Source organism: Bacillus xiamenensis, assembly GCF_001857925.1.
GTDB lineage: Bacteria > Bacillota > Bacilli > Bacillales > Bacillaceae > Bacillus > Bacillus xiamenensis.
Map to the genome: position 1 here is coordinate 1,522,624 of NZ_CP017786.1, position 26,075 is coordinate 1,548,698.

Sequence of the window (26,075 nt, forward strand, 5' to 3'; positions counted from 1 at the left end):
CTCACGCTTTTTTCTTACTATATTAGTTCGTAGCAGCCGTAGCTTTTACGACAATTTCCCCATCTTCTACATCTAATACAATATGTTGACCCTTTTCAATATTGCCCTTCAGCAATTCCTCAGAAAGTCGATCCTCAACGTGCTTTTGAATCGCTCTTCTTAACGGACGAGCACCATACTCAAGGTCTACGCCTTCCTCAGCAATCTTCGCTTTTGCTGCTTCCGTCAATTCGATTGAAAGGTCTTGCTCTTTTAATCGTTTTGTTAATTGATCAGACATGAGAGACACAATCTCTTTTAGATGTTTCTTTTCAAGTGAGTGGAAGACAATGATTTCATCAATACGGTTGATGAACTCTGGTCTAAACGCACGTTTCAACTCGCCCATCACTTTGCCTTTCATATCTTTGTAATTTTGACCTTCATCCTGCACGTTAAAGCCAACATATTTATTGCGCTTCAATTCACTAGCTCCAACGTTTGAAGTCATGATCAAAATTGTATTTCTAAAGTCAACAGTACGTCCTTTAGAATCAGTGAGACGGCCATCTTCTAACACTTGCAGTAAGATATTAAACACATCAGGATGCGCCTTTTCAATCTCATCTAACAGCACGACAGAATACGGCTTTCTTCTCACTTTTTCAGTCAGCTGGCCGCCCTCATCATAGCCAACATAGCCTGGAGGTGATCCAACAAGTCTTGAAGTAGAGTGTTTTTCCATGTATTCAGACATATCAATACGGATCATCGCTTCTTCATCACCGAAAATAGACTCGGCGAGTGCTCTTGCAAGCTCAGTCTTACCAACACCTGTTGGACCTAAGAAAATAAAGGAGCCAATCGGACGCTTCGGATCTTTTAGACCAGCACGGGCACGTCTCACTGCTTTTGCTACAGCGACAACCGCTTCATCCTGTCCAATGACGCGGGAGTGGAGCAATTGTTCCATATTCAGAAGCTTATCTGTTTCCGTTTGGGCAATTTTTGAAACAGGCACTCCCGTCCAGCTAGAGACAACCATCGCAATATCATCTACAGATACCTCTGAATTCTCTTGTCCCTGCTTTTCTTTCCACGATTTCTTTGTCACTTCTACTTTTTCACGCAAGCGCTGCTCTGTATCACGAAGAGAAGCTGCTTTTTCAAATTCCTGACTTTGAACAGCCGCATCCTTTTCCTTACGAACTTCATCCAGCTTTTGCTCAAGTTCCTTTAGGTTCGGCGGTGTTGTGAAAGAACGCAAACGGACTTTCGAACCTGCCTCATCAATTAAATCAATCGCCTTATCTGGAAGGAAACGATCAGAGATATAACGGTCAGAAAGCTTTACCGCCGCTTCAATGGCTTCATCTGTAATCGACACACGGTGATGTGCTTCATAACGGTCTCTAAGCCCTCTTAAGATTTGAATACTTTCTTCAACAGACGGTTGATCGACTTGAATTGGCTGGAATCGGCGTTCAAGCGCAGCATCCTTCTCAATGTATTTACGGTACTCATCTAACGTTGTAGCCCCGATACATTGAAGCTCACCACGTGCCAAGGATGGTTTCAGAATATTAGACGCGTCAATCGCACCCTCTGCTCCACCTGCACCGATCAGTGTATGAAGCTCATCAATGAAGAGAATGATATTTCCAGCCTGACGAATTTCGTCCATGACTTTTTTCAAACGATCCTCGAATTCCCCGCGATATTTCGTTCCCGCAACTACGGTTCCCATATCAAGTGTCATCACTCGTTTATCACGAAGGATTTCAGGCACTTCGTTGTGAATAATTTGCTGCGCCAGACCTTCTGCAATGGCTGTTTTACCAACACCAGGCTCCCCAATCAGCACAGGGTTATTCTTTGTTCTTCTACTTAAAACCTCAATAACACGTTGAATTTCTTTGCTTCGTCCAATGACAGGGTCCAAGCTGTCCTCTTTCGCAATAGCCGTTAAGTCTCTTGCCAGACTATCTAAAGTTGGTGTATTTGCATTGCTATTAGATCCTGCCGCAGATGCACCCGTTTCATTGCTGCCAAGAAGCTGCAATACTTGCTGGCGTGCTTTATTTAAGCTCACTCCGAGGTTATTTAAGACACGGGCAGCTACACCCTCTCCCTCGCGAATAAGACCTAAAAGAATATGTTCTGTCCCTACATAGGAATGACCAAGCTTTCTTGCTTCATCCATAGAAAGCTCAGTGACCTTCTTCGCTCTAGGCGTATAATGAGGAATCGCTTGAGACACCTCTTGCCCTCTTCCAATCAAGCTCTCGACTTCTTTTTGGATTTTATCTGAAACAAGGCCCAGTGCTTCTAATGCTTTTGCGGCGATGCCCTCACCTTCACGTACAAGACCAAGTAAAATGTGCTCTGTTCCAATATTCTTATGGCCAAGGCGAATGGCTTCTTCTTGTGCAAGTGCTAATACCTTTTGAGCTCTTTCAGTGAATCTTCCAAACATCATATCGTTTCATCCTCCTGTCCATTCCTATGCATTTCTAGGCGCAGCCTTTCTCTAATAATGGCTGCTCGTTTTATATCTCTTTCATTTGGTTCCAAGGCTCCACCTGAATATTGCTGCAGGAAGCCAGGCTGTGTCAAAATCATGAGTTCATTCAGTATATTACTTGAAAGCCCCTTAATGATACCTAAATCTATTCCAAGCCGCACATCTGACAAACACTTCGCCGTTTCCTTGGATTCAATCATGCGGCAATTGGCCAAAATCCCCAAGGAACGGTACACTCTGTCCTCAAGTTCAATTTTAGACGTTTGATATAATGCTTTTCGTGCAGATCGCTCTTGCTCAATAAGCTGTGCCGTCACACTATTCAAATCATCGACAATATCTTCTTCTGATTGACCAAGTGTCATCTGATTTGAAATTTGAAAGATGTTCCCTATTGCTTCGCTACCCTCACCATAAATTCCTCTGACCACAAGACCTAATTGATTAATTGCAGGAATAATACGATTCATTTGTCTTGTCAGAGCCAATGCCGGCAGGTGCATCATGACTGAAGCCCTAATACCTGTACCTACATTGGTCGGACAGCTCGTTAAGTATCCTCGCTTCTCAGAAAACGCATAATCGACTTGCTCTTCAATCCAGTCGTCTATCTGATTAGCCACTTTTAGTGCATTAGCCAGCTGGAATCCTGGGAACAAGCATTGAATACGAATATGGTCTTCTTCATTCAGCATCACACTGATTTCTTCATTTTCTGAAAGCAAACAGCCGCCAAATCTTGATTCAGCTAAATGTGGGCTAATCAAATGCTTTTCAACAAGTACCCTCTTGGCCAAAGGCTGCGTTTCATTCATTCGAATCAGAACAAAATGTCCAATGTCCTTCACTTTCTGGCTCGCAAACTTTTGCTCGAATTGCTGGAGAACAGTTTCAGCCTCCTCCTGAGAAAACTGAGTTGGGAAACGAACATGCTCTAGATTGCGTGCCAGCCGAATACGACTGCTTAGAACAATGTCACTTTCTGGTCCTTTTTGTTTCATCCACTGACTTAATGCGTCTTGAATAAAATGTTGGAGCGACATGTCGTTATTCTCCCTCCCTCTGCTGAGATTGCTCATGCTCTAATGCACGAATTTGATCTCGAACTTCCGCTGCTTTTTCGAACTCTTCCTGTTCAATCAGCTGCTTTAGCTCTTGCTGCATTAACTCAAGTTTCCGGCGAACATGCAGACTGCCGGCAATCCGTTTAGGAATTTTTCCATTATGGACTGTATTTCCACTATGGACTTTTCGCAGAACAGGATTTAAATACTGATCAAATGTTCCATAACATTCTGAACAGCCAAAACGGCCTGTTTTTCTAAACTGCTGAAAGGTTAAGCCACACTTAGGACATTGATCCACTTCTCTCGCTTCTTGAAAAATAGATGATCCTTTATTAGCACTTGTGGTAAAGCTAGGATCAATATTCAACAAGCCCGATAATAAGTTGTGAATCGAGAAACCTTGGTTTCCACTCATAGCATATGAATCACTGTTTTCTTTTGCACATTGTTCACATATGTGCATTTCTTGTTTTTCTCCATTTATAACTTTCGTAAAGTGAAAAGTGGCTGGTCTCTCATTACATTCTTGACAAATCAATCTTTTCACCCGCTTTACTTTAATTTTAAAGCATTTAACATCGCTTTCATCATCCTAGCCCGCAGTTCATCTCGTTCAGGTAAATCAATGTGTAGAACAGAACGGTCCATGACACTAATCATCATCTTTGCTTCTCTTTCGGATAAAATGTTGTTTTCAACAAGACGCATGATGATATGATCAGATGCAGCCTGTGATAAACGATGACGTATTTGGGAAATGATGTTGTTCAATAAATCGATTTCATCATTCATTTTGACTTTAATGATTCGGATATAGCCACCGCCGCCACGCTTACTTTCGACGATATAACCTCTTTCGCTCGTAAAGCGTGTATTGATAACATAGTTAATTTGTGAAGGTACGCATTGAAACTTATCTGCAATCTCATTGCGTTTAATTTCTAATATTTCTCGACCATTCTGATCCAAGACTTCCTTCAAATACTGTTCGATGATATCAGAAATATTTTGTGCCACTCCGCCTCCTCCTCCATTGACTTTGACTATATTTGACTTTAATCTTACTATAAATTTTTTCGGTCGATTTTTCAAGATAATCGCTCAACTAACAATATTATTTCCACATTTATCTGGTGCCAAACCTTCCAAAAACACAAAAAAGACCAGTTCCAAACGGAACTGATCCTTAGAAAAGCTTGGCGGCGTCCTACTCTCACAGGGGGAAACCCCCAACTACCATCGGCGCTGAAGAGCTTAACTTCCGTGTTCGGTATGGGAACGGGTGTGACCTCTTCGCTATCGCCACCAAACCTGATGGAGAGAATGTTCTCTCAAAACTAGATAACAATGTTCATGCTTCACATTAAATATAGGTTAAGTCCTCGATCTATTAGTATCTGTCAGCTCCACGTGTCACCACGCTTCCACCTCAGACCTATCAACCTGATCATCTTTCAGGGATCTTACTTCCTTGCGGAATGGGAAATCTCATCTTGAGGGGGGCTTCATGCTTAGATGCTTTCAGCACTTATCCCTTCCGCACATAGCTACCCAGCGATGCCCTTGGCAGAACAACTGGTACACCAGCGGTGCGTCCATCCCGGTCCTCTCGTACTAAGGACAGCTCCTCTCAAATTTCCTGCGCCCGCGACGGATAGGGACCGAACTGTCTCACGACGTTCTGAACCCAGCTCGCGTACCGCTTTAATGGGCGAACAGCCCAACCCTTGGGACCGACTACAGCCCCAGGATGCGATGAGCCGACATCGAGGTGCCAAACCTCCCCGTCGATGTGGACTCTTGGGGGAGATAAGCCTGTTATCCCCGGGGTAGCTTTTATCCGTTGAGCGATGGCCCTTCCATGCGGAACCACCGGATCACTAAGCCCGACTTTCGTCCCTGCTCGACTTGTAGGTCTCGCAGTCAAGCTCCCTTGTGCCTTTACACTCTGCGAATGATTTCCAACCATTCTGAGGGAACCTTTGGGCGCCTCCGTTACATTTTAGGAGGCGACCGCCCCAGTCAAACTGCCCACCTGACACTGTCTCCCTGCCCGATAAGGGCAGCGGGTTAGAAGGTCAATACAGCCAGGGTAGTATCCCACCGATGCCTCCACCGAAGCTAGCGCTCCGGTTTCCAAGGCTCCTACCTATCCTGTACAAGCTGTACCAACATTCAATATCAGGCTGCAGTAAAGCTCCACGGGGTCTTTCCGTCCTGTCGCGGGTAACCTGCATCTTCACAGGTACTATAATTTCACCGAGTCTCTCGTTGAGACAGTGCCCAGATCGTTGCGCCTTTCGTGCGGGTCGGAACTTACCCGACAAGGAATTTCGCTACCTTAGGACCGTTATAGTTACGGCCGCCGTTTACTGGGGCTTCAATTCGCACCTTCGCTTACGCTAAGCGCTCCTCTTAACCTTCCAGCACCGGGCAGGCGTCAGCCCCTATACTTCGCCTTACGGCTTCGCAGAGACCTGTGTTTTTGCTAAACAGTCGCCTGGGCCTATTCACTGCGGCTTCTCGGGGCTTTAACACCCTAAGAAGCACCCCTTCTCCCGAAGTTACGGGGTCATTTTGCCGAGTTCCTTAACGAGAGTTCTCTCGATCACCTTAGGATTCTCTCCTCGCCTACCTGTGTCGGTTTGCGGTACGGGCACCTCTCACCTCGCTAGAGGCTTTTCTTGGCAGTGTGGAATCAGGAACTTCGCTACTAAATTTCGCTCGCCATCACAGCTCAGCCTTCACGGGAAACGGATTTGCCTATTTCCCAGCCTAACTGCTTGGACGCGGATATCCATTACCGCGCTTACCCTATCCTCCTGCGTCCCCCCATTGCTCAAATGGTGAGGAGGTGGTACAGGAATATCAACCTGTTGTCCATCGCCTACGCCTTTCGGCCTCGGCTTAGGTCCCGACTAACCCTGAGCGGACGAGCCTTCCTCAGGAAACCTTAGGCATTCGGTGGACGGGATTCTCACCCGTCTTTCGCTACTCATACCGGCATTCTCACTTCTAAGCGCTCCACCAGTCCTTCCGGTCTGGCTTCACAGCCCTTAGAACGCTCTCCTACCACTGTTCGTAAGAACAGTCCGCAGCTTCGGTGATACGTTTAGCCCCGGTACATTTTCGGCGCAGAGTCACTCGACCAGTGAGCTATTACGCACTCTTTAAATGGTGGCTGCTTCTAAGCCAACATCCTGGTTGTCTAAGCAACTCCACATCCTTTTCCACTTAACGTATACTTTGGGACCTTAGCTGGCGGTCTGGGCTGTTTCCCTTTCGACTACGGATCTTATCACTCGCAGTCTGACTCCCAAGGATAAGTCATCGGCATTCGGAGTTTGACTGAATTCGGTAACCCGGTAGGGGCCCCTAGTCCAATCAGTGCTCTACCTCCGAGACTCTTACCTTGAGGCTAGCCCTAAAGCTATTTCGGAGAGAACCAGCTATCTCCAGGTTCGATTGGCATTTCACCCCTACCCACACCTCATCCCCGCACTTTTCAACGTGCGTGGGTTCGGGCCTCCATTCAGTGTTACCTGAACTTCACCCTGGACATGGGTAGATCACCTGGTTTCGGGTCTACGACCACGTACTCATGCGCCCTATTCAGACTCGCTTTCGCTGCGGCTCCGCATCTTCTGCTTAACCTTGCACGGGATCGTAACTCGCCGGTTCATTCTACAAAAGGCACGCCATCACCCGTTAACGGGCTCTGACTACTTGTAGGCACACGGTTTCAGGATCTATTTCACTCCCCTTCCGGGGTGCTTTTCACCTTTCCCTCACGGTACTGGTTCACTATCGGTCACTAGGGAGTATTTAGCCTTGGGAGATGGTCCTCCCGGATTCCGACGGAATTTCACGTGTTCCGCCGTACTCAGGATCCACTCTGGAGAGAATGACATTTCAGTTACAGGGCTGTTACCTTCTCTGGCGGGCCTTTCCAGACCTCTTCGCTTATATCATTCCTTTGTAACTCCGTATAGAGTGTCCTACAACCCCAAGAGGCAAGCCTCTTGGTTTGGGCTGTTCCCGTTTCGCTCGCCGCTACTCAGGGAATCGCATTTGCTTTCTCTTCCTCCGGGTACTTAGATGTTTCAGTTCCCCGGGTATGCCTTCTCATACTCTATGTATTCAAGTATGGATACTACTCCATTACGAGCAGTGGGTTTCCCCATTCGGAAATCTCCGGATCAAAGCTTGCTTACAGCTCCCCGAAGCATATCGGTGTTCGTCCCGTCCTTCATCGGCTCCTAGTGCCAAGGCATCCACCGTGCGCCCTTTCTAACTTAACCATTTCTTACTTTAGAAAGAATCACTATGTGTGATGAACTTTGCATTGCATTCAATGTGAATGTATTACTTATTGTTATCTAGTTTTCAAAGAACAATCCTGTCTCGCTAGAGACATGTTTTGAAGGAATGATCCTTCAAAACTAAACAAGACCAAAACGCACACTGCTCCATATATCCTTAGAAAGGAGGTGATCCAGCCGCACCTTCCGATACGGCTACCTTGTTACGACTTCACCCCAATCATCTGCCCCACCTTCGGCGGCTGGCTCCATAAAGGTTACCTCACCGACTTCGGGTGTTGCAAACTCTCGTGGTGTGACGGGCGGTGTGTACAAGGCCCGGGAACGTATTCACCGCGGCATGCTGATCCGCGATTACTAGCGATTCCAGCTTCACGCAGTCGAGTTGCAGACTGCGATCCGAACTGAGAACAGATTTGTGGGATTGGCTAAACCTTGCGGTCTCGCAGCCCTTTGTTCTGTCCATTGTAGCACGTGTGTAGCCCAGGTCATAAGGGGCATGATGATTTGACGTCATCCCCACCTTCCTCCGGTTTGTCACCGGCAGTCACCTTAGAGTGCCCAACTGAATGCTGGCAACTAAGATCAAGGGTTGCGCTCGTTGCGGGACTTAACCCAACATCTCACGACACGAGCTGACGACAACCATGCACCACCTGTCACTCTGTCCCCGAAGGGAAAGCCCTATCTCTAGGGTTGTCAGAGGATGTCAAGACCTGGTAAGGTTCTTCGCGTTGCTTCGAATTAAACCACATGCTCCACCGCTTGTGCGGGCCCCCGTCAATTCCTTTGAGTTTCAGTCTTGCGACCGTACTCCCCAGGCGGAGTGCTTAATGCGTTAGCTGCAGCACTAAGGGGCGGAAACCCCCTAACACTTAGCACTCATCGTTTACGGCGTGGACTACCAGGGTATCTAATCCTGTTCGCTCCCCACGCTTTCGCTCCTCAGCGTCAGTTACAGACCAGAGAGTCGCCTTCGCCACTGGTGTTCCTCCACATCTCTACGCATTTCACCGCTACACGTGGAATTCCACTCTCCTCTTCTGCACTCAAGTTTCCCAGTTTCCAATGACCCTCCCCGGTTGAGCCGGGGGCTTTCACATCAGACTTAAGAAACCGCCTGCGAGCCCTTTACGCCCAATAATTCCGGACAACGCTTGCCACCTACGTATTACCGCGGCTGCTGGCACGTAGTTAGCCGTGGCTTTCTGGTTAGGTACCGTCATGGTGCAAGCAGTTACTCTTGCACTTGTTCTTCCCTAACAACAGAGCTTTACGATCCGAAAACCTTCATCACTCACGCGGCGTTGCTCCGTCAGACTTTCGTCCATTGCGGAAGATTCCCTACTGCTGCCTCCCGTAGGAGTCTGGGCCGTGTCTCAGTCCCAGTGTGGCCGATCACCCTCTCAGGTCGGCTACGCATCGTCGCCTTGGTGAGCCGTTACCTCACCAACTAGCTAATGCGCCGCGGGTCCATCTGTAAGTGACAGCCGAAACCGTCTTTCATCCTTGAACCATGCGGTTCAAGGAACTATCCGGTATTAGCTCCGGTTTCCCGGAGTTATCCCAGTCTTACAGGCAGGTTACCCACGTGTTACTCACCCGTCCGCCGCTAACATCCGGGAGCAAGCTCCCTTCTGTCCGCTCGACTTGCATGTATTAGGCACGCCGCCAGCGTTCGTCCTGAGCCAGGATCAAACTCTCCGAGGTATGCAGGATGCATATCACACATGCGTTGCTACACGATGTAGCGAACTTAGCATGTGATCATTTCCTGCCTCGTCAGTTTGACTGACTACCTATGATGTTTCATAGGGTTTTTTTATTAAAACTCGAATTAACAGGTACGTTTTGTCTTGTTTAGTTTTCAAAGATCATATTGGTGGAGCCTAGCGGGATCGAACCGCTGACCTCCTGCGTGCAAGGCAGGCGCTCTCCCAGCTGAGCTAAGGCCCCATAAAAAGATGGTCGGGAAGACAGGATTCGAACCTGCGACCCCTTGGTCCCAAACCAAGTGCTCTACCAAGCTGAGCTACTTCCCGATCTTAATGGCGCGCCCGAGAGGAGTCGAACCCCTAACCTTTTGATCCGTAGTCAAACGCTCTATCCAATTGAGCTACGGGCGCTTATTTCATAATGCCGAGGGCCGGACTTGAACCGGCACGGTAGTCACCTACCGCAGGATTTTAAGTCCTGTGTGTCTGCCAATTCCACCACCCCGGCGTGGATGGTATAAGCGGAAGACGGGATTCGAACCCGCGACCCCCACCTTGGCAAGGTGGTGTTCTACCACTGAACTACTTCCGCATTACAGGATTTCTTTATGTTATTTGGCTATGCGGGTGAAGGGACTTGAACCCCCACGTCATAAAGACACTAGATCCTAAGTCTAGCGCGTCTGCCAATTCCGCCACACCCGCATGAACATGGTGAGCCATGAAGGACTCGAACCTTCGACCCTCTGATTAAAAGTCAGATGCTCTACCAACTGAGCTAATGGCTCGCTTTTAAAGCGACTTGTCTATCTTACCATATGAAAGTGGTGCCGGCAAGAGGACTTGAACCCCCAACCTACTGATTACAAGTCAGTTGCTCTACCAGTTGAGCTACACCGGCTTTATCTATCCTAACATTATGTAAGAATAAATATGGTGGAGGATGACGGGCTCGAACCGCCGACCCTCTGCTTGTAAGGCAGATGCTCTCCCAGCTGAGCTAATCCTCCATATTGTGTCGTTTCGAATGTCTCTCGATCTGACAAATAGTATTATATAACGATAAGATATTGTTTGTAAAGACTTTTTTAAAATAATTTTTGAATTTATTTTAAAGTTGTTTCTTTCATCTCTTCGTTAAGGCACCTAAAGAAGTTTACCACTTGTCTTATCATTTTAAAAGTCTTTTTTTCATTTTTTTATGTTTTTTTGCTCTGATGAGGCTCTGCCGTTGTCAAAACATCATTTCAAAAGCTGTCATATGTTTGTTTCTATTCAGAATATCCTCGCATATAGCAGACTCAGCGATCAATTTCTTTTATTATTTTATTTTTCCGAGAAAATATTTTCGTATCAATGATGATCGCCATCACTAGGTTTCAAAAGACCGTCTTATCTCATTTTTTCTGTTCCATCAAATGCTGGATGGACTTGCACCATTATTAAAGTTTTAACATGAGATACAAGCTAGTACGAACTCATCCTGTGCCTCCTCTCATTAATAGATGACCTGTGCTCTCTTTGAGGAACTTAATGTTCTATTGGCACTATACTGCCGTTTTCTTTGTCTGGCTGCCGAACGGGAGAATCCTTTTTAGACATTTTATATTTTTGAGATTGACCATTAACAAGTTGAACTGCGGGCTTAGATGCTAAAAACAATGTTATCCGCTTTGAAATCAAAGTGTAGAGGAAGAAATAATATTTATCAAGAATGCAATGAGAAACCTGTCACTTTTCAATAGATACAGAAGCAAATTTCAAGAAACACAAAAAAGACCAGTTCCAAACGGAACTGATCCTTAGAAAAGCTTGGCGGCGTCCTACTCTCACAGGGGGAAACCCCCAACTACCATCGGCGCTGAAGAGCTTAACTTCCGTGTTCGGTATGGGAACGGGTGTGACCTCTTCGCTATCGCCACCAAACCTGATGGAGAGAATGTTCTCTCAAAACTAGATAACAATGTTCATGCTTCACATTAAATATAGGTTAAGTCCTCGATCTATTAGTATCTGTCAGCTCCACGTGTCACCACGCTTCCACCTCAGACCTATCAACCTGATCATCTTTCAGGGATCTTACTTCCTTGCGGAATGGGAAATCTCATCTTGAGGGGGGCTTCATGCTTAGATGCTTTCAGCACTTATCCCTTCCGCACATAGCTACCCAGCGATGCCCTTGGCAGAACAACTGGTACACCAGCGGTGCGTCCATCCCGGTCCTCTCGTACTAAGGACAGCTCCTCTCAAATTTCCTGCGCCCGCGACGGATAGGGACCGAACTGTCTCACGACGTTCTGAACCCAGCTCGCGTACCGCTTTAATGGGCGAACAGCCCAACCCTTGGGACCGACTACAGCCCCAGGATGCGATGAGCCGACATCGAGGTGCCAAACCTCCCCGTCGATGTGGACTCTTGGGGGAGATAAGCCTGTTATCCCCGGGGTAGCTTTTATCCGTTGAGCGATGGCCCTTCCATGCGGAACCACCGGATCACTAAGCCCGACTTTCGTCCCTGCTCGACTTGTAGGTCTCGCAGTCAAGCTCCCTTGTGCCTTTACACTCTGCGAATGATTTCCAACCATTCTGAGGGAACCTTTGGGCGCCTCCGTTACATTTTAGGAGGCGACCGCCCCAGTCAAACTGCCCACCTGACACTGTCTCCCTGCCCGATAAGGGCAGCGGGTTAGAAGGTCAATACAGCCAGGGTAGTATCCCACCGATGCCTCCACCGAAGCTAGCGCTCCGGTTTCCAAGGCTCCTACCTATCCTGTACAAGCTGTACCAACATTCAATATCAGGCTGCAGTAAAGCTCCACGGGGTCTTTCCGTCCTGTCGCGGGTAACCTGCATCTTCACAGGTACTATAATTTCACCGAGTCTCTCGTTGAGACAGTGCCCAGATCGTTGCGCCTTTCGTGCGGGTCGGAACTTACCCGACAAGGAATTTCGCTACCTTAGGACCGTTATAGTTACGGCCGCCGTTTACTGGGGCTTCAATTCGCACCTTCGCTTACGCTAAGCGCTCCTCTTAACCTTCCAGCACCGGGCAGGCGTCAGCCCCTATACTTCGCCTTACGGCTTCGCAGAGACCTGTGTTTTTGCTAAACAGTCGCCTGGGCCTATTCACTGCGGCTTCTCGGGGCTTTAACACCCTAAGAAGCACCCCTTCTCCCGAAGTTACGGGGTCATTTTGCCGAGTTCCTTAACGAGAGTTCTCTCGATCACCTTAGGATTCTCTCCTCGCCTACCTGTGTCGGTTTGCGGTACGGGCACCTCTCACCTCGCTAGAGGCTTTTCTTGGCAGTGTGGAATCAGGAACTTCGCTACTAAATTTCGCTCGCCATCACAGCTCAGCCTTCACGGGAAACGGATTTGCCTATTTCCCAGCCTAACTGCTTGGACGCGGATATCCATTACCGCGCTTACCCTATCCTCCTGCGTCCCCCCATTGCTCAAATGGTGAGGAGGTGGTACAGGAATATCAACCTGTTGTCCATCGCCTACGCCTTTCGGCCTCGGCTTAGGTCCCGACTAACCCTGAGCGGACGAGCCTTCCTCAGGAAACCTTAGGCATTCGGTGGACGGGATTCTCACCCGTCTTTCGCTACTCATACCGGCATTCTCACTTCTAAGCGCTCCACCAGTCCTTCCGGTCTGGCTTCACAGCCCTTAGAACGCTCTCCTACCACTGTTCGTAAGAACAGTCCGCAGCTTCGGTGATACGTTTAGCCCCGGTACATTTTCGGCGCAGAGTCACTCGACCAGTGAGCTATTACGCACTCTTTAAATGGTGGCTGCTTCTAAGCCAACATCCTGGTTGTCTAAGCAACTCCACATCCTTTTCCACTTAACGTATACTTTGGGACCTTAGCTGGCGGTCTGGGCTGTTTCCCTTTCGACTACGGATCTTATCACTCGCAGTCTGACTCCCAAGGATAAGTCATCGGCATTCGGAGTTTGACTGAATTCGGTAACCCGGTAGGGGCCCCTAGTCCAATCAGTGCTCTACCTCCGAGACTCTTACCTTGAGGCTAGCCCTAAAGCTATTTCGGAGAGAACCAGCTATCTCCAGGTTCGATTGGCATTTCACCCCTACCCACACCTCATCCCCGCACTTTTCAACGTGCGTGGGTTCGGGCCTCCATTCAGTGTTACCTGAACTTCACCCTGGACATGGGTAGATCACCTGGTTTCGGGTCTACGACCACGTACTCATGCGCCCTATTCAGACTCGCTTTCGCTGCGGCTCCGCATCTTCTGCTTAACCTTGCACGGGATCGTAACTCGCCGGTTCATTCTACAAAAGGCACGCCATCACCCGTTAACGGGCTCTGACTACTTGTAGGCACACGGTTTCAGGATCTATTTCACTCCCCTTCCGGGGTGCTTTTCACCTTTCCCTCACGGTACTGGTTCACTATCGGTCACTAGGGAGTATTTAGCCTTGGGAGATGGTCCTCCCGGATTCCGACGGAATTTCACGTGTTCCGCCGTACTCAGGATCCACTCTGGAGAGAATGACATTTCAGTTACAGGGCTGTTACCTTCTCTGGCGGGCCTTTCCAGACCTCTTCGCTTATATCATTCCTTTGTAACTCCGTATAGAGTGTCCTACAACCCCAAGAGGCAAGCCTCTTGGTTTGGGCTGTTCCCGTTTCGCTCGCCGCTACTCAGGGAATCGCATTTGCTTTCTCTTCCTCCGGGTACTTAGATGTTTCAGTTCCCCGGGTATGCCTTCTCATACTCTATGTATTCAAGTATGGATACTACTCCATTACGAGCAGTGGGTTTCCCCATTCGGAAATCTCCGGATCAAAGCTTGCTTACAGCTCCCCGAAGCATATCGGTGTTCGTCCCGTCCTTCATCGGCTCCTAGTGCCAAGGCATCCACCGTGCGCCCTTTCTAACTTAACCATTTCTTACTTTAGAAAGAATCACTATGTGTGATGAACTTTGCATTGCATTCAATGTGAATGTATTACTTATTGTTATCTAGTTTTCAAAGAACAATCCTGTCTCGCTAGAGACATGTTTTGAAGGAATGATCCTTCAAAACTAAACAAGACCAAAACGCACACTGCTCCATATATCCTTAGAAAGGAGGTGATCCAGCCGCACCTTCCGATACGGCTACCTTGTTACGACTTCACCCCAATCATCTGCCCCACCTTCGGCGGCTGGCTCCATAAAGGTTACCTCACCGACTTCGGGTGTTGCAAACTCTCGTGGTGTGACGGGCGGTGTGTACAAGGCCCGGGAACGTATTCACCGCGGCATGCTGATCCGCGATTACTAGCGATTCCAGCTTCACGCAGTCGAGTTGCAGACTGCGATCCGAACTGAGAACAGATTTGTGGGATTGGCTAAACCTTGCGGTCTCGCAGCCCTTTGTTCTGTCCATTGTAGCACGTGTGTAGCCCAGGTCATAAGGGGCATGATGATTTGACGTCATCCCCACCTTCCTCCGGTTTGTCACCGGCAGTCACCTTAGAGTGCCCAACTGAATGCTGGCAACTAAGATCAAGGGTTGCGCTCGTTGCGGGACTTAACCCAACATCTCACGACACGAGCTGACGACAACCATGCACCACCTGTCACTCTGTCCCCGAAGGGAAAGCCCTATCTCTAGGGTTGTCAGAGGATGTCAAGACCTGGTAAGGTTCTTCGCGTTGCTTCGAATTAAACCACATGCTCCACCGCTTGTGCGGGCCCCCGTCAATTCCTTTGAGTTTCAGTCTTGCGACCGTACTCCCCAGGCGGAGTGCTTAATGCGTTAGCTGCAGCACTAAGGGGCGGAAACCCCCTAACACTTAGCACTCATCGTTTACGGCGTGGACTACCAGGGTATCTAATCCTGTTCGCTCCCCACGCTTTCGCTCCTCAGCGTCAGTTACAGACCAGAGAGTCGCCTTCGCCACTGGTGTTCCTCCACATCTCTACGCATTTCACCGCTACACGTGGAATTCCACTCTCCTCTTCTGCACTCAAGTTTCCCAGTTTCCAATGACCCTCCCCGGTTGAGCCGGGGGCTTTCACATCAGACTTAAGAAACCGCCTGCGAGCCCTTTACGCCCAATAATTCCGGACAACGCTTGCCACCTACGTATTACCGCGGCTGCTGGCACGTAGTTAGCCGTGGCTTTCTGGTTAGGTACCGTCATGGTGCAAGCAGTTACTCTTGCACTTGTTCTTCCCTAACAACAGAGCTTTACGATCCGAAAACCTTCATCACTCACGCGGCGTTGCTCCGTCAGACTTTCGTCCATTGCGGAAGATTCCCTACTGCTGCCTCCCGTAGGAGTCTGGGCCGTGTCTCAGTCCCAGTGTGGCCGATCACCCTCTCAGGTCGGCTACGCATCGTCGCCTTGGTGAGCCGTTACCTCACCAACTAGCTAATGCGCCGCGGGTCCATCTGTAAGTGACAGCCGAAACCGTCTTTCATCCTTGAACCATGCGGTTCAAGGAACTATCCGGTATTAGCTCCGGTTTCCCGGAGTTATCCCAGTCTTACAGGCAGGTTACCCACGTGTTACTCACCCGTCCGCCGCTAACATCCGGGAGCAAGCTCCCTTCTGTCCGCTCGACTTGCATGTATTAGGCACGCCGCCAGCGTTCGTCCTGAGCCAGGATCAAACTCTCCGAGGTATGCAGGATGCATATCACACATGCGTTGCTACACGATGTAGCGAACTTAGCATGTGATCATTTCCTGCCTCGTCAGTTTGACTGACTACCTATGATGTTTCATAGGATTTTTTTATTAAAACTCGAATTAACAGGTACGTTTTGTCTTGTTTAGTTTTCAAAGATCATTTTCGTTATCGCTCGTAAGCGACTTTAATATCTTATCATTTTGTCTTGGTTAAAGTCAAGAAGTTTTTTCAATTTCTTTTTTAACCTTGTTGCTGTTTTGCGGCAACGAATAATAATATACCACCTGGATTCTCTTCTTGCAATAGTTTTTATGAAAAAAGTTTCATTTTATGAAAAATAAAAAGCGCCACAGTTAAAATGGCGCTTTTGTTGATGTATTAACGGTTTCTCATTTGAGGGAAAAGCAGTACATCTCTGATTGATGGAGAGTTTGTTAGTAGCATGATTAATCGGTCGATACCGATTCCTAGTCCGCCGGTTGGCGGCATTCCATATTCCAATGCTTCAACAAAATCGTCATCCATGAGATGCGCTTCGTCATTTCCTTCTTCACGTTCTTTTAATTGAGCTTCAAAGCGTTCTCTTTGATCGATTGGATCGTTCAGCTCTGTGAATGCATTTGCGTGTTCACGGCGCACAATGAATAGCTCAAAGCGGTCCGTGAAGCGCGGATCTTCAGGGTTTTTCTTAGCTAATGGAGAAATCTCGACTGGGTGTCCGTAAATAAAGGTAGGCTGAACCAGCGTTTCTTCTACTTTTTGCTCGAAGAACTCATTGATAATATGTCCTACTGTCATGTTTTTCGTGATTTCAATACCGTGATCAGCAGCATGCTGTTTCGCTTCTTCTACAGACATCTCCTGCCAGAAGTCTACACCTGTTGCTTCTTTGACCGCTTCAACCATATGAAGTCTCTTCCACTCTGGTTTTAGATCAATTTCATCTTCACCATATTGAATCGTTGTTGTCCCTAACACCTCTTGGGCAATATGAGCAATCAGGTTTTCGGTTAAGTTCATGATGTCTTTATAGTCTGCGTATGCTTCATACAGCTCGATCATTGTAAATTCCGGGTTATGACGAGTAGATACCCCTTCGTTACGGAATACGCGGCCAATCTCGTATACTTTCTCTAGGCCGCCGACAATGAGACGTTTTAAATGCAGCTCGATCGCAATACGCATATAAAGCGGCATATCAAGTGCATTGTGATGAGTAATGAAAGGACGAGCTGATGCACCGCCAGGGATGCTATGCATTGTTGGTGTTTCAACTTCTAGGTATCCTTTAGAATCTAAGTATCTTCTCATTGATTGAATGATTTTGCTTCGCATGATGAACGTCTGCTTACTTTCTGGATTGACAATTAAGTCAAGGTAGCGCTGACGATAGCGTTGTTCTACATCTTTTAAGCCATGATATTTATCAGGAAGCGGGCGAAGTGCTTTTGTGAGAATCTCAAATCCGGTTGCTTTAATTGAAAGTTCTCCCACATTCGTTTTAAATACTGTTCCTGTCACACCGATGATATCGCCTAGGTCTGAGCTCTTGAATAGTTCGTAAGCTTCTTCCCCTACACTATCTTTACGCACATAGATTTGAATTTGTCCTTCTAAGTCTTGAATGTGCGCAAAGCCAGCTTTCCCTTTTCCGCGCTTTGTCATCATACGACCTGCGATTGTGACTTGAACCGCTTTTTCTTCTAGGTCTTCTTTTGAAAACTCGTCATATTCAGCAATAATTTGCGCAGATTGATGAGAACGGTCATATCGTTCACCGAATGGATCGATACCTTCTTCTCTCATTTTATTCATTTTGTCACGTCTAACTTGAAATTGGTCATTTAATTCTTCGTTATTAAGCCCTTCATTACTCATTTATATCACTCCAATAATGTATTTTGCAGAGAAAAGCAGAAAAACTGCCAGTATGCACTAGCAGTGAGCTACAAAAAGAAAGATAGAGTTATCCTACTTTTATTCTTTGAAGCTCTTTTGCCTCGGCTTCGATCGTAAAGTCATCAAGAACTTGTACAAGCTCCGCTCTCGTTTCACTTTGATTGATTTGGTTTCTTACGTCTGCATTGCCTCGCACACCTTTTAAGTACCATGCTGCATGCTTTCTCATTTCTCTGACAGCGACATGCTCACCTTTCAGATCAATGAGTCTGTCTAAGTGAAGTTTGCACACTGACATTTTTTCACGTATGTTTGGTTCTTCTTTCAGTTCTCCCGTTTCTAAATAATGAACCGTCCGGTAAATCATCCACGGGTTTCCTAGTGCGGCTCTTCCGATCATCACAGCATCCACACCGGTTTCATCAAGCATACGTTTTGCATCTTGAGGGGTTTTGACGTCTCCATTCCCGATAACAGGAATTGAAACAGATTGTTTTACTTCTTTCACGATATCCCAATTTGCTGTTCCTTCGTACATTTGCACACGGGTCCGTCCGTGAAGTGCAACGGCTTGTCCGCCTGCTCTCTCAACAGCACGGGCATTTTCGACAGCGAAAACATGGTCTTCGTCCCAGCCCATTCTCATTTTGACAGTAACAGGTTTATCTACAGCTTCTACGACAGCAGATACCATTTCATAAATCTTGTTTGGATCAAGCAGCCATTTTGCTCCTGCGTCACATTTCGTGATCTTCGGTACAGGACAGCCCATGTTGATATCAATGATGTCTGCCGTTGTATGCTGGTCGACAAACTTTGCCGCTTCTACAAGTGTGTCTTTTTCTCCTCCAAATATCTGAAGGCTCAACGGCTTTTCACGTTCATCAATGTACAGCATACCCATCGTTCTGGCATTATTAATCAAGATCGCTTTATCACTGACCATTTCAGCGCAGACTAAGCCCGCTCCAAACTCTTTCACAGTGAGTCTGAAAGCAGAGTTACACACACCAGCCATCGGTGCGAGCACCACTTTGTTTTTAATCTCGATATCTCCGATTTTAAACATCATGTCCCCTCCTTTCCTCTTCAATTATTGGTGAAAGTTCTTCCACCGTTATATTTAAAGCATCTGCTATTTGACCAACCATTTGGTTTGTTGGTAATCGATTGCCTCGCTCAATTTCTCCTAAGACAGAGACAGAGATACCCAGTCTTTTGGCGAACCCTTCCTGAGTATACCCTTTTAGCTTACGGTATGCACGAATTCTTCTACCCCACATGTCTTTTTCCATATGCTTACACCTTCTTGGTCTGTTACGGCGTTTATCTGAACTTCGCCGATTTCTGGGCAAATCTCACTCATCGGAACAAGAACGAATAAACGTTCGTACATTCTAGGATGTGGAATCACAAGTTGTTCTGTTTCAATATTTTCACGATTATAAAGTAAAATGTCAAGGTCAGCCGTTCGTGGACCCCACCTCACTTCTCTTGTTCTACCTAACTCTTGTTCGATTTTTTGAGTCAAAGCCAAGAGTTCATTTGGACGAAGCGAGGTGGAAATCTTCACTGCCATGTTTAAAAAGTCATCTTGATTTTCGTAGCCTACGGGTGTTGTCTCATATATAGATGAAATTAATTCCACTTGAACATCCGGATGTTCGTGAAGTTTTTTGACAGCTTCTTTTAGGTAGGTTTCTTTTTTTCCTATGTTTGAGCCTAAGGCGATATATGCTGTGTTGTTCATGCGCGTGATCTCGTCATTTCAATGGCAACGGACTGATAGTGTCCTGGAATTGGCGGATCTGGCTTAATCACTTTTACTGTACATTCCTGAACTGCTGGAAAGTCTGTTAACACTTGGTTTGCAATTCTTTCTGTCAGCGTTTCAACGAGGTTCACCGGCTCACCTTCTACAATGTTTTTGCAGATGTTGTAGAGCTCAGCATAGTTAATGGTCTCATTCAGGTCATCCGTTTGTCCTGCCTTACTTAAATCAAGTGAAGCTGTCAGGTCCACACGAAAGCGCTGGCCTAGTTTATTCTCTTCTGCAAATACGCCATGATAGCCGTAAAATTCCATTCCGTTTACATATACTTTATCGATGATAAGCGCCTCCCTTATTCAGCATGGCATCCATCATTTTTGCCATTCTTGCGATTTCTTTCACATCATGTACTCGGACCATTGCACTGCCCTTTTGAATCCCTAGACAGACCGTTGCCCCCGTTCCTTCAGTACGTTCTTCAGGCGGAAGGTCTAAGACTGCCCCTATAAATCGTTTTCGAGATGTTGCTAGAAGCAGTGGATAGCCAAGGCGGCAAAAATGTTCAAGTTCATTCATGACCATCAGGTTGTCTGTTTTATTTTTCGCAAATCCTACACCTGGGTCTAATATAATCATGTCATCACGGACACCCGCTTGTTTGACGATTTGAACACTTTCCTTCAAATCTGCGATCATATCTGAAATCAAATGTGTGTAGTTTCGCTCAGGTCGATTGTGCATTAAGATGATGGGTACATTGTGCTTCGCTGCCACATGCGCCATTTGAGGATCGGCTTTTGCTCCCCATACATCATTAATGATAGAGGCTCCTGCTTTCACCGCCTCATCTGCGACATGGGCTTTATACGTATCGATGGATATAGGTATATCTAATTCTTCTGTGATCTTCTCAATGACAGGAATTACTCTTGAAAGCTCCTCTTGCTCTGAGACAAGCGACGCTCCCGGCCGAGTCGATTCTCCGCCAATATCAATAATATGCGCCCCATCTTCCACCAGCTGCTTAGCATGAGCCAGCGCTTTATCGATTTGATTGAATTTTCCTCCATCTGAAAAAGAGTCAGGTGTGACATTTAAAATGCCCATGACCAATGTCTTCTCTTCATAACTAAGGGTATGGTGCTTGGCTTGTATGATTTTAGGCTGTTTTATCACTTGTTGTGTCATTGTGTCCACCTACTCTTTATGTTCTAGACGTTCTTTTGTATATTGTGTTCTCAGCTTTGTTGAGATCGTTCGCTTGTTTTTTGGCAGGATGATGTCTCCGATACTCTTAAAGGGCACAATTCCTTGAACCGAATTGGTCATCCACGCCTCATCAGCTGACAGCAAGTGTGAGAGTGTAAACCTTCCTTCTATTAGCGGAATCCCCAAAGCGTGCAGTGTTTCGATACAATACCGGCGGGTGATCCCATTTAAAATACCTGTATCAAGTGAAGGTGTATACACCGCATCTTCTTTTCGCCAAAATAGATTCGACGTAATCCCTTCTGCCACATCATCTTCTTTTGTTAAAAAGATGCCCTCTACCGATGGATCATTCCCTACTTCTCTTTTAGCCAGCAAGTTGTTCATGTAATGATGCGACTTAAGCCGCCTTAGACCTTCTGGTGTGTTTCTTCTTGTGTCAAGAGTGACTCCCTGCTTTTCATCTAATATAGATTCAGGCCGGAATGGAGAGATCATTACAAAAATGACAGGCTCCTTATAAGGGTCTGCAGAAAAGCCATTACCTCTGCCCGCAGAAACATTGAAGCGAATCCTCGCATGACCATCGGCTATACGATTTTGAGTTAATAATGTATGAATGATGTCGAGTACAAATGGTTTCTCTATTGTGGATTCGATGCAAAGGTCGAGTAATGCTTGATTGAGCCTTTCAAGATGCCAATCTAACAGGAAGACTTGTCCCGCCAGGCTGGTAAATGTTTCAAATACACCGATGCCATATAGAAAACCATGATCAAAAGGAGAAAGAGTCGCGTCTTTCTCCTCTATATACTGACCGTTCAGGTAAATGATCATGCGTTTACTTCATTCCCCTTTTTACGATAGGTTTCAATGAAATTCTTGAGCATTTCTTTACCGAAGGACGTCATAATCGATTCGGGATGGAACTGAACACTTTCAATTGGCAGTTCTTTATGGCGAATGGCCATGAGTTCGCCTTCCTTTGTGCTGGCTGTTCTGATAAAGCACTCAGGCAGCGTCTCGTCTTTGACAATTAATGAATGATATCTCGTTGCGACGAGTGGATTTTGGAGTCCAGTGAAAACTCCTTTGCCGTCATGTTCAATCTCTGACGTTTTTCCGTGCATTAACCGCTCTGCGCGAACCACATCTCCACCAAATACTTGTGCAATGGATTGATGACCTAAACACACACCAAAAATCGGAATCTTCCCAGCAAAATGCTTAATCGCTTCCATACTAATTCCCGCTTCATCCGGACTGCATGGTCCTGGAGAAATCATCAGAAAGTCTGGCTTAAGCTGTTCGATTTCTTGAATGGTGACTTGATCATTTCGTTTCACAATCAACTCTTCTCCAAGCTCACCTAAATACTGGACCAGGTTGTACGTAAATGAATCATAGTTATCAATCATTAATATCATACTCTGCTCACCTCTAACTCAAAATAGTCTCTTCTTTGCTCAACTGTAATGCTTTTTTCACTGCATAGGCTTTTTTAATGGATTCTTTAAACTCGTGTTTTGCTACAGAATCAATGACAATGCCCGCACCTGACTGCATGAAGGCTTTGCCCTCTGTACAATAAGCCGTACGAATGACGATATTGAAGTGCATATCTTGATTGAATCCAAACCAGCCTATAGATCCAGTATAAAGCCCACGTCTTGTTGGCTCAAGTTCTTCTATGATTTCCATTGTTCTCACTTTTGGCGCACCTGTGATTGTTCCGCCTGGGAATACAGCTCTCATGACATCGACCGCATCACAATCATCACGGAGTTCCCCTTGTACATTTGAGACAATGTGCATCACGTGTGAATATTTCTCAATGGCCATGAATTCGTTCACCTGTACGGAGCCGTAAGTAGACACTCGGCCAAGGTCATTCCGCTCAAGATCAACAAGCATGACATGTTCTGCGCGTTCTTTTTCATTTTCAATGAGTTCTTTTGCCAGCGCTTGATCCTCTGCGTCGTCCTTGCCTCGTGATCTTGTGCCAGCAATCGGTCTTGTTTCTAGATGAGTGCCTTTTTTCTTAATAAGTAGCTCTGGAGATCCACAAACAATCTGGAAATCTGGCGTGTGCAGATAGGACATATAAGGAGATGGGTTCACTTGACGTAATGTTTTGTATAAATGATATGGGTGCGTATGAAGCTGTTCATCTTGTCTAATGGACAGGTTCACTTGGAACACATCACCGCTAGCGATATATTGCTTAATTTTCTCTACAGCTTCCCCGAAAGCTTCTTCAGTAAAAGGCGCAGCCGGTACAAATTCCGAAGAAGACACGTTGACAGGTGAATGATGTGCTGATTCTTCTGATGTGCTTGTCCAGCTTCGCTTCCATTCTTCTAGTCTTTGATGAACTTCACTCACAGGTTCGTCTCCCTCTGTATGAGTGATCAGCCAGAGCACGTTTTCTTTATGATCAAAGACCGCAACATCATTAAACACGAGAAAATACAGATCCGGTGTTTTGAGATCATCAATTGACAGCATTTTAAAATGCTCGATATATCTTGCATAATCATAGCTTAAAAACCCAATCGCTCCGCCTTGAAAGTCAGGATATTCCTCATTCGTTTCCGTTTGAAGGGTTTGAAACCAATCTGCAAAGGCTCTAAATGGGTCGCCTTCTTTGAACAGAACCTCATCTTGATAATGAATGGTTGTCATTCCATCTTTCCCTTTCGCTTTAGCGATCGGGTGAATGCCAGCAATACTGTATGCTCCGCCACGTGCACTTTCAAGAAGAACATGGTGCGTTTCACGCGCCGTTAATTGTTCGTATCTTTTCAAGAATGCATCTTTCGTAAAAGGAATTTTGATGCCCATCGGCCTGCGTTGTGTCATGTTATCATCCTTTTTCATTTTCATTAATCTTATTGTAATGCAATCCTATTTATTTAGAAAATAGTATTTGCTTTCCATCTTCAGAATTCATGAAAAAACCCCAGCAAATGCTGGGGTGTATCGTTTAATCGAATTGATAAAGAGGAGTACTGAGGTAACGCTCTCCGTTACTTGGGATGATCGCTAGAACCTTTTTCCCTTTACCAAGCTTCTTCGCTGTTTGAAGCGCTGCGTAAATGGCTGCTCCTGAAGAAATACCGCCAAGGATTCCTTCTTCTTTTGCTGCCTTTCTTGCAAGCTCAAATGCATCTTCGTTTTTCACTTGGATAATGCCGTCATAAATTTCCGTGTTCAAGATGGAAGGCACAAATCCTGCTCCAATTCCTTGGATTTTATGCGGACCTGGCTTTCCTCCTGATAATACAGGGGAATCTGTTGGTTCTACCGCATAAAGCTGAATAGATGGGATGGCTTCTTTCAGAACTTCACCAGCACCCGTAATTGTTCCGCCCGTACCAACTCCTGCAATAAATGCATCAAGCTCGCCATCAAACTGTTCAAGAATTTCTTTCCCCGTTGTGCGGCGGTGAATTTCAGCATTAGCTTCGTTGCTAAACTGCTGCGGCATGAAATAACCATGCTCTTCAGCGAGTTCCTCTGCTTTTTTGATCGCACCTTTCATTCCTTCAGCACCTGGTGTTAATACAAGCTCTGCACCATAAGCACGTAATAGGTTGCGGCGCTCCTGACTCATGGTATCAGGCATAACCAAAATCGCATTGATTCCTTTCGCTGCGGCTACCATTGCGAGGCCAATTCCTGTGTTTCCACTTGTTGGCTCAATGAGCGTGTCGCCAGCTTTTAATTTACCTTTCGCTTCAGCATCCTCGATCATAGCTAACGCAATACGATCCTTTACACTGCTGCCCGGATTCATATATTCGAGTTTCAAGTAGACATCCGCACTGTCTTCATCTACTATACGGTTTAATTTAACGACTGGTGTATTTCCTATAAGTTCAAAAATTGAATTTGCAATACGAGCCATCACTAACACCTCTATCTCCGAGTAATTTTATTGTATTAATATTAAATTATCAATTTCGAAAAATTTTGTCAATGCTTTTAGTCCTGCTCTCCATCGTAAAACCATGTGACGTTTGCTTCTTTCCACAGGGTTTTGACATTCGCCTTTTCACCTAGATCTTCCATTGCGATCTGTCTTTTGATCTGATCTTTGACCTCTTTATAAGAGAAGGAGCGGCCATTTAATTTTTCTTTTAATTGTATGATGGCATAGCCATTTTTGATCTTTATTGGCTCTTTCGTCCATTCATCTAGTTGAAGCTTTTGGGCTTCTTGTATGTATAGGGCCGGGATGCTCTCTTGTTCTTCTGTCACAAACCCAAGATCTCCACCGTAAGGAGAGGTATATCGGTCGATGGATCGTTCAGCTGCCACAGCTTCGAAGCTAGATCCTCCTTTTAAATCCTTCAATACACTTTCTGCCTCGTCCTTTGTCTTCACGACAATATGGCGAATACGGTATGAGTCATCATATTGATATAAGTCCTTATTTTTTTCATAAAAGGATTTGGCTTCTTTTTCAGAGACGACCGCATCTCTTGTTAAGAGCTGCTCTAATAAAATTTGATAACGAATCTGCTCTTTCCATTCCTTTTCACTCGTATGACCATCTTCGTAGAAATTATTAGACACCGCTTTAAGCATCAACAACTCACGATTGATCTCTTTTGAAGACACCTCCAGCTTGTTTTCTTTCGCAAGCTGATTGACTACCTTCTGATTAATCATTTGTTCAAGTGTTGCCTTTCCATAGCGGTCTTCCATTTTCTTTAACCATTCTTGACGTGTTACCTTCTCTTTTCCAATGGACGCGATTTCTTCACCGCTCTTGCCGCTTGAAGAAGCCTGCGACATTTGTGACTTTGTTAATACATATGCAATGACAACGGCATTGATCATGAGCAAAACGAGGATAAATGTCCATACCACTCTTGCTTTCAGTCTCATCTTTCGTCTCCTTTCCATTCTAAAAAGAAAACCCGCT

At 46.1% G+C, this 26,075-nt stretch carries 15 protein-coding genes, 9 tRNA genes and 6 rRNA genes; all 30 read right to left on the reverse strand.

What is annotated here, in order from left to right:
- Window positions 1-22 precede the first annotated feature (22 nt).
- The 30 genes from clpC to BK049_RS07790 all read right to left on the reverse strand — a co-directional run bounded on the left by clpC (window position 23) and on the right by BK049_RS07790 (window position 26,038).
- Window positions 23-2,458, reverse strand: a complete 2,436-nt coding sequence (gene clpC / locus BK049_RS07645; protein ID WP_008356478.1) for an ATP-dependent protease ATP-binding subunit ClpC — start codon at window positions 2,456-2,458, stop codon at window positions 23-25.
- Window positions 2,455-3,546: a protein-arginine kinase McsB gene (gene mcsB, locus BK049_RS07650; RefSeq protein ID WP_071168237.1), complete on the reverse strand. Its 1,092-nt coding sequence runs from the start codon at window positions 3,544-3,546 to the stop codon at window positions 2,455-2,457. Before mcsB ends, clpC begins: the two co-directional genes overlap by 4 nt.
- Before the next feature lie 4 nt (window positions 3,547-3,550).
- Window positions 3,551-4,108, reverse strand: coding sequence for a protein-arginine kinase activator protein McsA (mcsA, locus tag BK049_RS07655; protein ID WP_034738425.1), 558 nt, complete (start codon window positions 4,106-4,108; stop codon window positions 3,551-3,553).
- 14 nt (window positions 4,109-4,122) lie between these two features.
- The gene (locus BK049_RS07660) at window positions 4,123-4,587 is read right to left on the reverse strand and encodes a CtsR family transcriptional regulator (protein ID WP_008356472.1); all 465 of its coding nucleotides are present in this window, start codon (window positions 4,585-4,587) and stop codon (window positions 4,123-4,125) included.
- Between the two features lie 177 nt (window positions 4,588-4,764).
- Window positions 4,765-4,880, reverse strand: a 5S ribosomal RNA gene (gene rrf, locus BK049_RS07665).
- A gap of 60 nt (window positions 4,881-4,940) precedes the next feature.
- A 23S ribosomal RNA gene (locus BK049_RS07670) occupies window positions 4,941-7,871 on the reverse strand.
- 182 nt (window positions 7,872-8,053) lie between these two features.
- Window positions 8,054-9,602: ribosomal RNA gene (locus BK049_RS07675) — 16S ribosomal RNA — on the reverse strand.
- Window positions 9,603-9,772: 170 nt separating this feature from the next.
- A tRNA-Ala gene (locus tag BK049_RS07680) sits at window positions 9,773-9,848 on the reverse strand.
- 9 nt (window positions 9,849-9,857) lie between these two features.
- Window positions 9,858-9,934 (reverse strand) — tRNA-Pro (locus BK049_RS07685).
- A gap of 7 nt (window positions 9,935-9,941) precedes the next feature.
- Window positions 9,942-10,018, reverse strand: a tRNA-Arg gene (locus tag BK049_RS07690).
- A gap of 11 nt (window positions 10,019-10,029) precedes the next feature.
- Window positions 10,030-10,115: transfer RNA gene (locus tag BK049_RS07695), tRNA-Leu, on the reverse strand.
- Between the two features lie 12 nt (window positions 10,116-10,127).
- Window positions 10,128-10,199 (reverse strand) — tRNA-Gly (locus BK049_RS07700).
- A 30-nt stretch (window positions 10,200-10,229) separates the two neighbouring features.
- Window positions 10,230-10,312, reverse strand: a tRNA-Leu gene (locus BK049_RS07705).
- A 7-nt stretch (window positions 10,313-10,319) separates the two neighbouring features.
- Window positions 10,320-10,395 (reverse strand) — tRNA-Lys (locus BK049_RS07710).
- Between the two features lie 37 nt (window positions 10,396-10,432).
- Window positions 10,433-10,508 (reverse strand) — tRNA-Thr (locus BK049_RS07715).
- 33 nt (window positions 10,509-10,541) lie between these two features.
- Window positions 10,542-10,617: transfer RNA gene (locus BK049_RS07720), tRNA-Val, on the reverse strand.
- A gap of 800 nt (window positions 10,618-11,417) precedes the next feature.
- Window positions 11,418-11,533: ribosomal RNA gene (gene rrf, locus BK049_RS07725) — 5S ribosomal RNA — on the reverse strand.
- Window positions 11,534-11,593: 60 nt separating this feature from the next.
- Window positions 11,594-14,524 (reverse strand): 23S ribosomal RNA (locus tag BK049_RS07730).
- Between the two features lie 182 nt (window positions 14,525-14,706).
- Window positions 14,707-16,255, reverse strand: a 16S ribosomal RNA gene (locus BK049_RS07735).
- Together the 16S, 23S and 5S rRNA genes with 9 tRNA genes alongside form the textbook arrangement of a ribosomal RNA operon.
- A gap of 386 nt (window positions 16,256-16,641) precedes the next feature.
- Window positions 16,642-18,141, reverse strand: coding sequence for a lysine--tRNA ligase (lysS, locus tag BK049_RS07740; RefSeq protein ID WP_008357370.1), 1,500 nt, complete (start codon window positions 18,139-18,141; stop codon window positions 16,642-16,644).
- Window positions 18,142-18,229: 88 nt separating this feature from the next.
- Window positions 18,230-19,231 carry a tRNA dihydrouridine synthase DusB gene (gene dusB, locus BK049_RS07745; protein ID WP_008357372.1) on the reverse strand — a complete coding sequence of 334 codons (1,002 nt, stop codon included), beginning with the start codon at window positions 19,229-19,231 and terminating at the stop codon, window positions 18,230-18,232.
- Complete coding sequence (locus tag BK049_RS07750) at window positions 19,224-19,457, reverse strand: helix-turn-helix domain-containing protein (protein ID WP_008357374.1); 234 nt, start codon at window positions 19,455-19,457, stop codon at window positions 19,224-19,226. The genes dusB and BK049_RS07750 overlap by 8 nt, the downstream gene beginning before the upstream one ends.
- Entirely contained in the window at window positions 19,409-19,912 is a 504-nt protein-coding gene (gene folK, locus BK049_RS07755) for a 2-amino-4-hydroxy-6-hydroxymethyldihydropteridine diphosphokinase (RefSeq protein WP_008357376.1), read from the reverse strand. Before folK ends, BK049_RS07750 begins: the two co-directional genes overlap by 49 nt.
- Window positions 19,909-20,271 (reverse strand): dihydroneopterin aldolase, encoded by a 363-nt coding sequence (gene folB, locus BK049_RS07760; protein ID WP_034738726.1) that lies wholly within the window; start codon window positions 20,269-20,271, stop codon window positions 19,909-19,911. Before folB ends, folK begins: the two co-directional genes overlap by 4 nt.
- On the reverse strand, window positions 20,264-21,121 hold the full coding sequence (gene folP / locus BK049_RS07765) for a dihydropteroate synthase (protein WP_071168238.1): 858 nt from the start codon (window positions 21,119-21,121) through the stop codon (window positions 20,264-20,266). Before folP ends, folB begins: the two co-directional genes overlap by 8 nt.
- Before the next feature lie 9 nt (window positions 21,122-21,130).
- Entirely contained in the window at window positions 21,131-21,979 is an 849-nt protein-coding gene (gene pabC / locus BK049_RS07770; protein WP_008357383.1) for an aminodeoxychorismate lyase, read from the reverse strand.
- The gene (pabA, locus tag BK049_RS07775; RefSeq protein WP_008357385.1) at window positions 21,976-22,569 is read right to left on the reverse strand and encodes an aminodeoxychorismate/anthranilate synthase component II; all 594 of its coding nucleotides are present in this window, start codon (window positions 22,567-22,569) and stop codon (window positions 21,976-21,978) included. The genes pabC and pabA overlap by 4 nt, the downstream gene beginning before the upstream one ends.
- Before the next feature lie 13 nt (window positions 22,570-22,582).
- Window positions 22,583-24,004 carry an anthranilate synthase component I family protein gene (locus BK049_RS07780; protein WP_008357387.1) on the reverse strand — a complete coding sequence of 474 codons (1,422 nt, stop codon included), beginning with the start codon at window positions 24,002-24,004 and terminating at the stop codon, window positions 22,583-22,585.
- A 124-nt stretch (window positions 24,005-24,128) separates the two neighbouring features.
- Window positions 24,129-25,052 (reverse strand): cysteine synthase A, encoded by a 924-nt coding sequence (gene cysK, locus BK049_RS07785; protein WP_008357389.1) that lies wholly within the window; start codon window positions 25,050-25,052, stop codon window positions 24,129-24,131.
- Window positions 25,053-25,129: 77 nt separating this feature from the next.
- Complete coding sequence (locus BK049_RS07790; RefSeq protein ID WP_071168239.1) at window positions 25,130-26,038, reverse strand: peptidyl-prolyl cis-trans isomerase; 909 nt, start codon at window positions 26,036-26,038, stop codon at window positions 25,130-25,132.
- Between the last annotated feature and the right edge of the window lie 37 nt (window positions 26,039-26,075).

What these genes read in the sequence shown, in the direction of transcription:
- clpC (WP_008356478.1), bottom strand. Translation starts at nt 2,458, where the DNA reads ATGATGTTTGGAAGATTCACTGAAAGAGCTCAAAAGGTATTAGCACTT.
- mcsB (WP_071168237.1), bottom strand. Translation starts at nt 3,546, where the DNA reads ATGTCGCTCCAACATTTTATTCAAGACGCATTAAGTCAGTGGATGAAA.
- lysS (WP_008357370.1), bottom strand. Translation starts at nt 18,141, where the DNA reads ATGAGTAATGAAGGGCTTAATAACGAAGAATTAAATGACCAATTTCAA.
- dusB (WP_008357372.1), bottom strand. Translation starts at nt 19,231, where the DNA reads ATGTTTAAAATCGGAGATATCGAGATTAAAAACAAAGTGGTGCTCGCA.
- BK049_RS07750 (WP_008357374.1), bottom strand. Translation starts at nt 19,457, where the DNA reads ATGGAAAAAGACATGTGGGGTAGAAGAATTCGTGCATACCGTAAGCTA.
- folK (WP_008357376.1), bottom strand. Translation starts at nt 19,912, where the DNA reads ATGAACAACACAGCATATATCGCCTTAGGCTCAAACATAGGAAAAAAA.
- folP (WP_071168238.1), bottom strand. Translation starts at nt 21,121, where the DNA reads ATGACACAACAAGTGATAAAACAGCCTAAAATCATACAAGCCAAGCAC.
- pabC (WP_008357383.1), bottom strand. Translation starts at nt 21,979, where the DNA reads ATGATCATTTACCTGAACGGTCAGTATATAGAGGAGAAAGACGCGACT.
- pabA (WP_008357385.1), bottom strand. Translation starts at nt 22,569, where the DNA reads ATGATATTAATGATTGATAACTATGATTCATTTACGTACAACCTGGTC.
- BK049_RS07780 (WP_008357387.1), bottom strand. Translation starts at nt 24,004, where the DNA reads ATGACACAACGCAGGCCGATGGGCATCAAAATTCCTTTTACGAAAGAT.
- cysK (WP_008357389.1), bottom strand. Translation starts at nt 25,052, where the DNA reads ATGGCTCGTATTGCAAATTCAATTTTTGAACTTATAGGAAATACACCA.
- BK049_RS07790 (WP_071168239.1), bottom strand. Translation starts at nt 26,038, where the DNA reads ATGAGACTGAAAGCAAGAGTGGTATGGACATTTATCCTCGTTTTGCTC.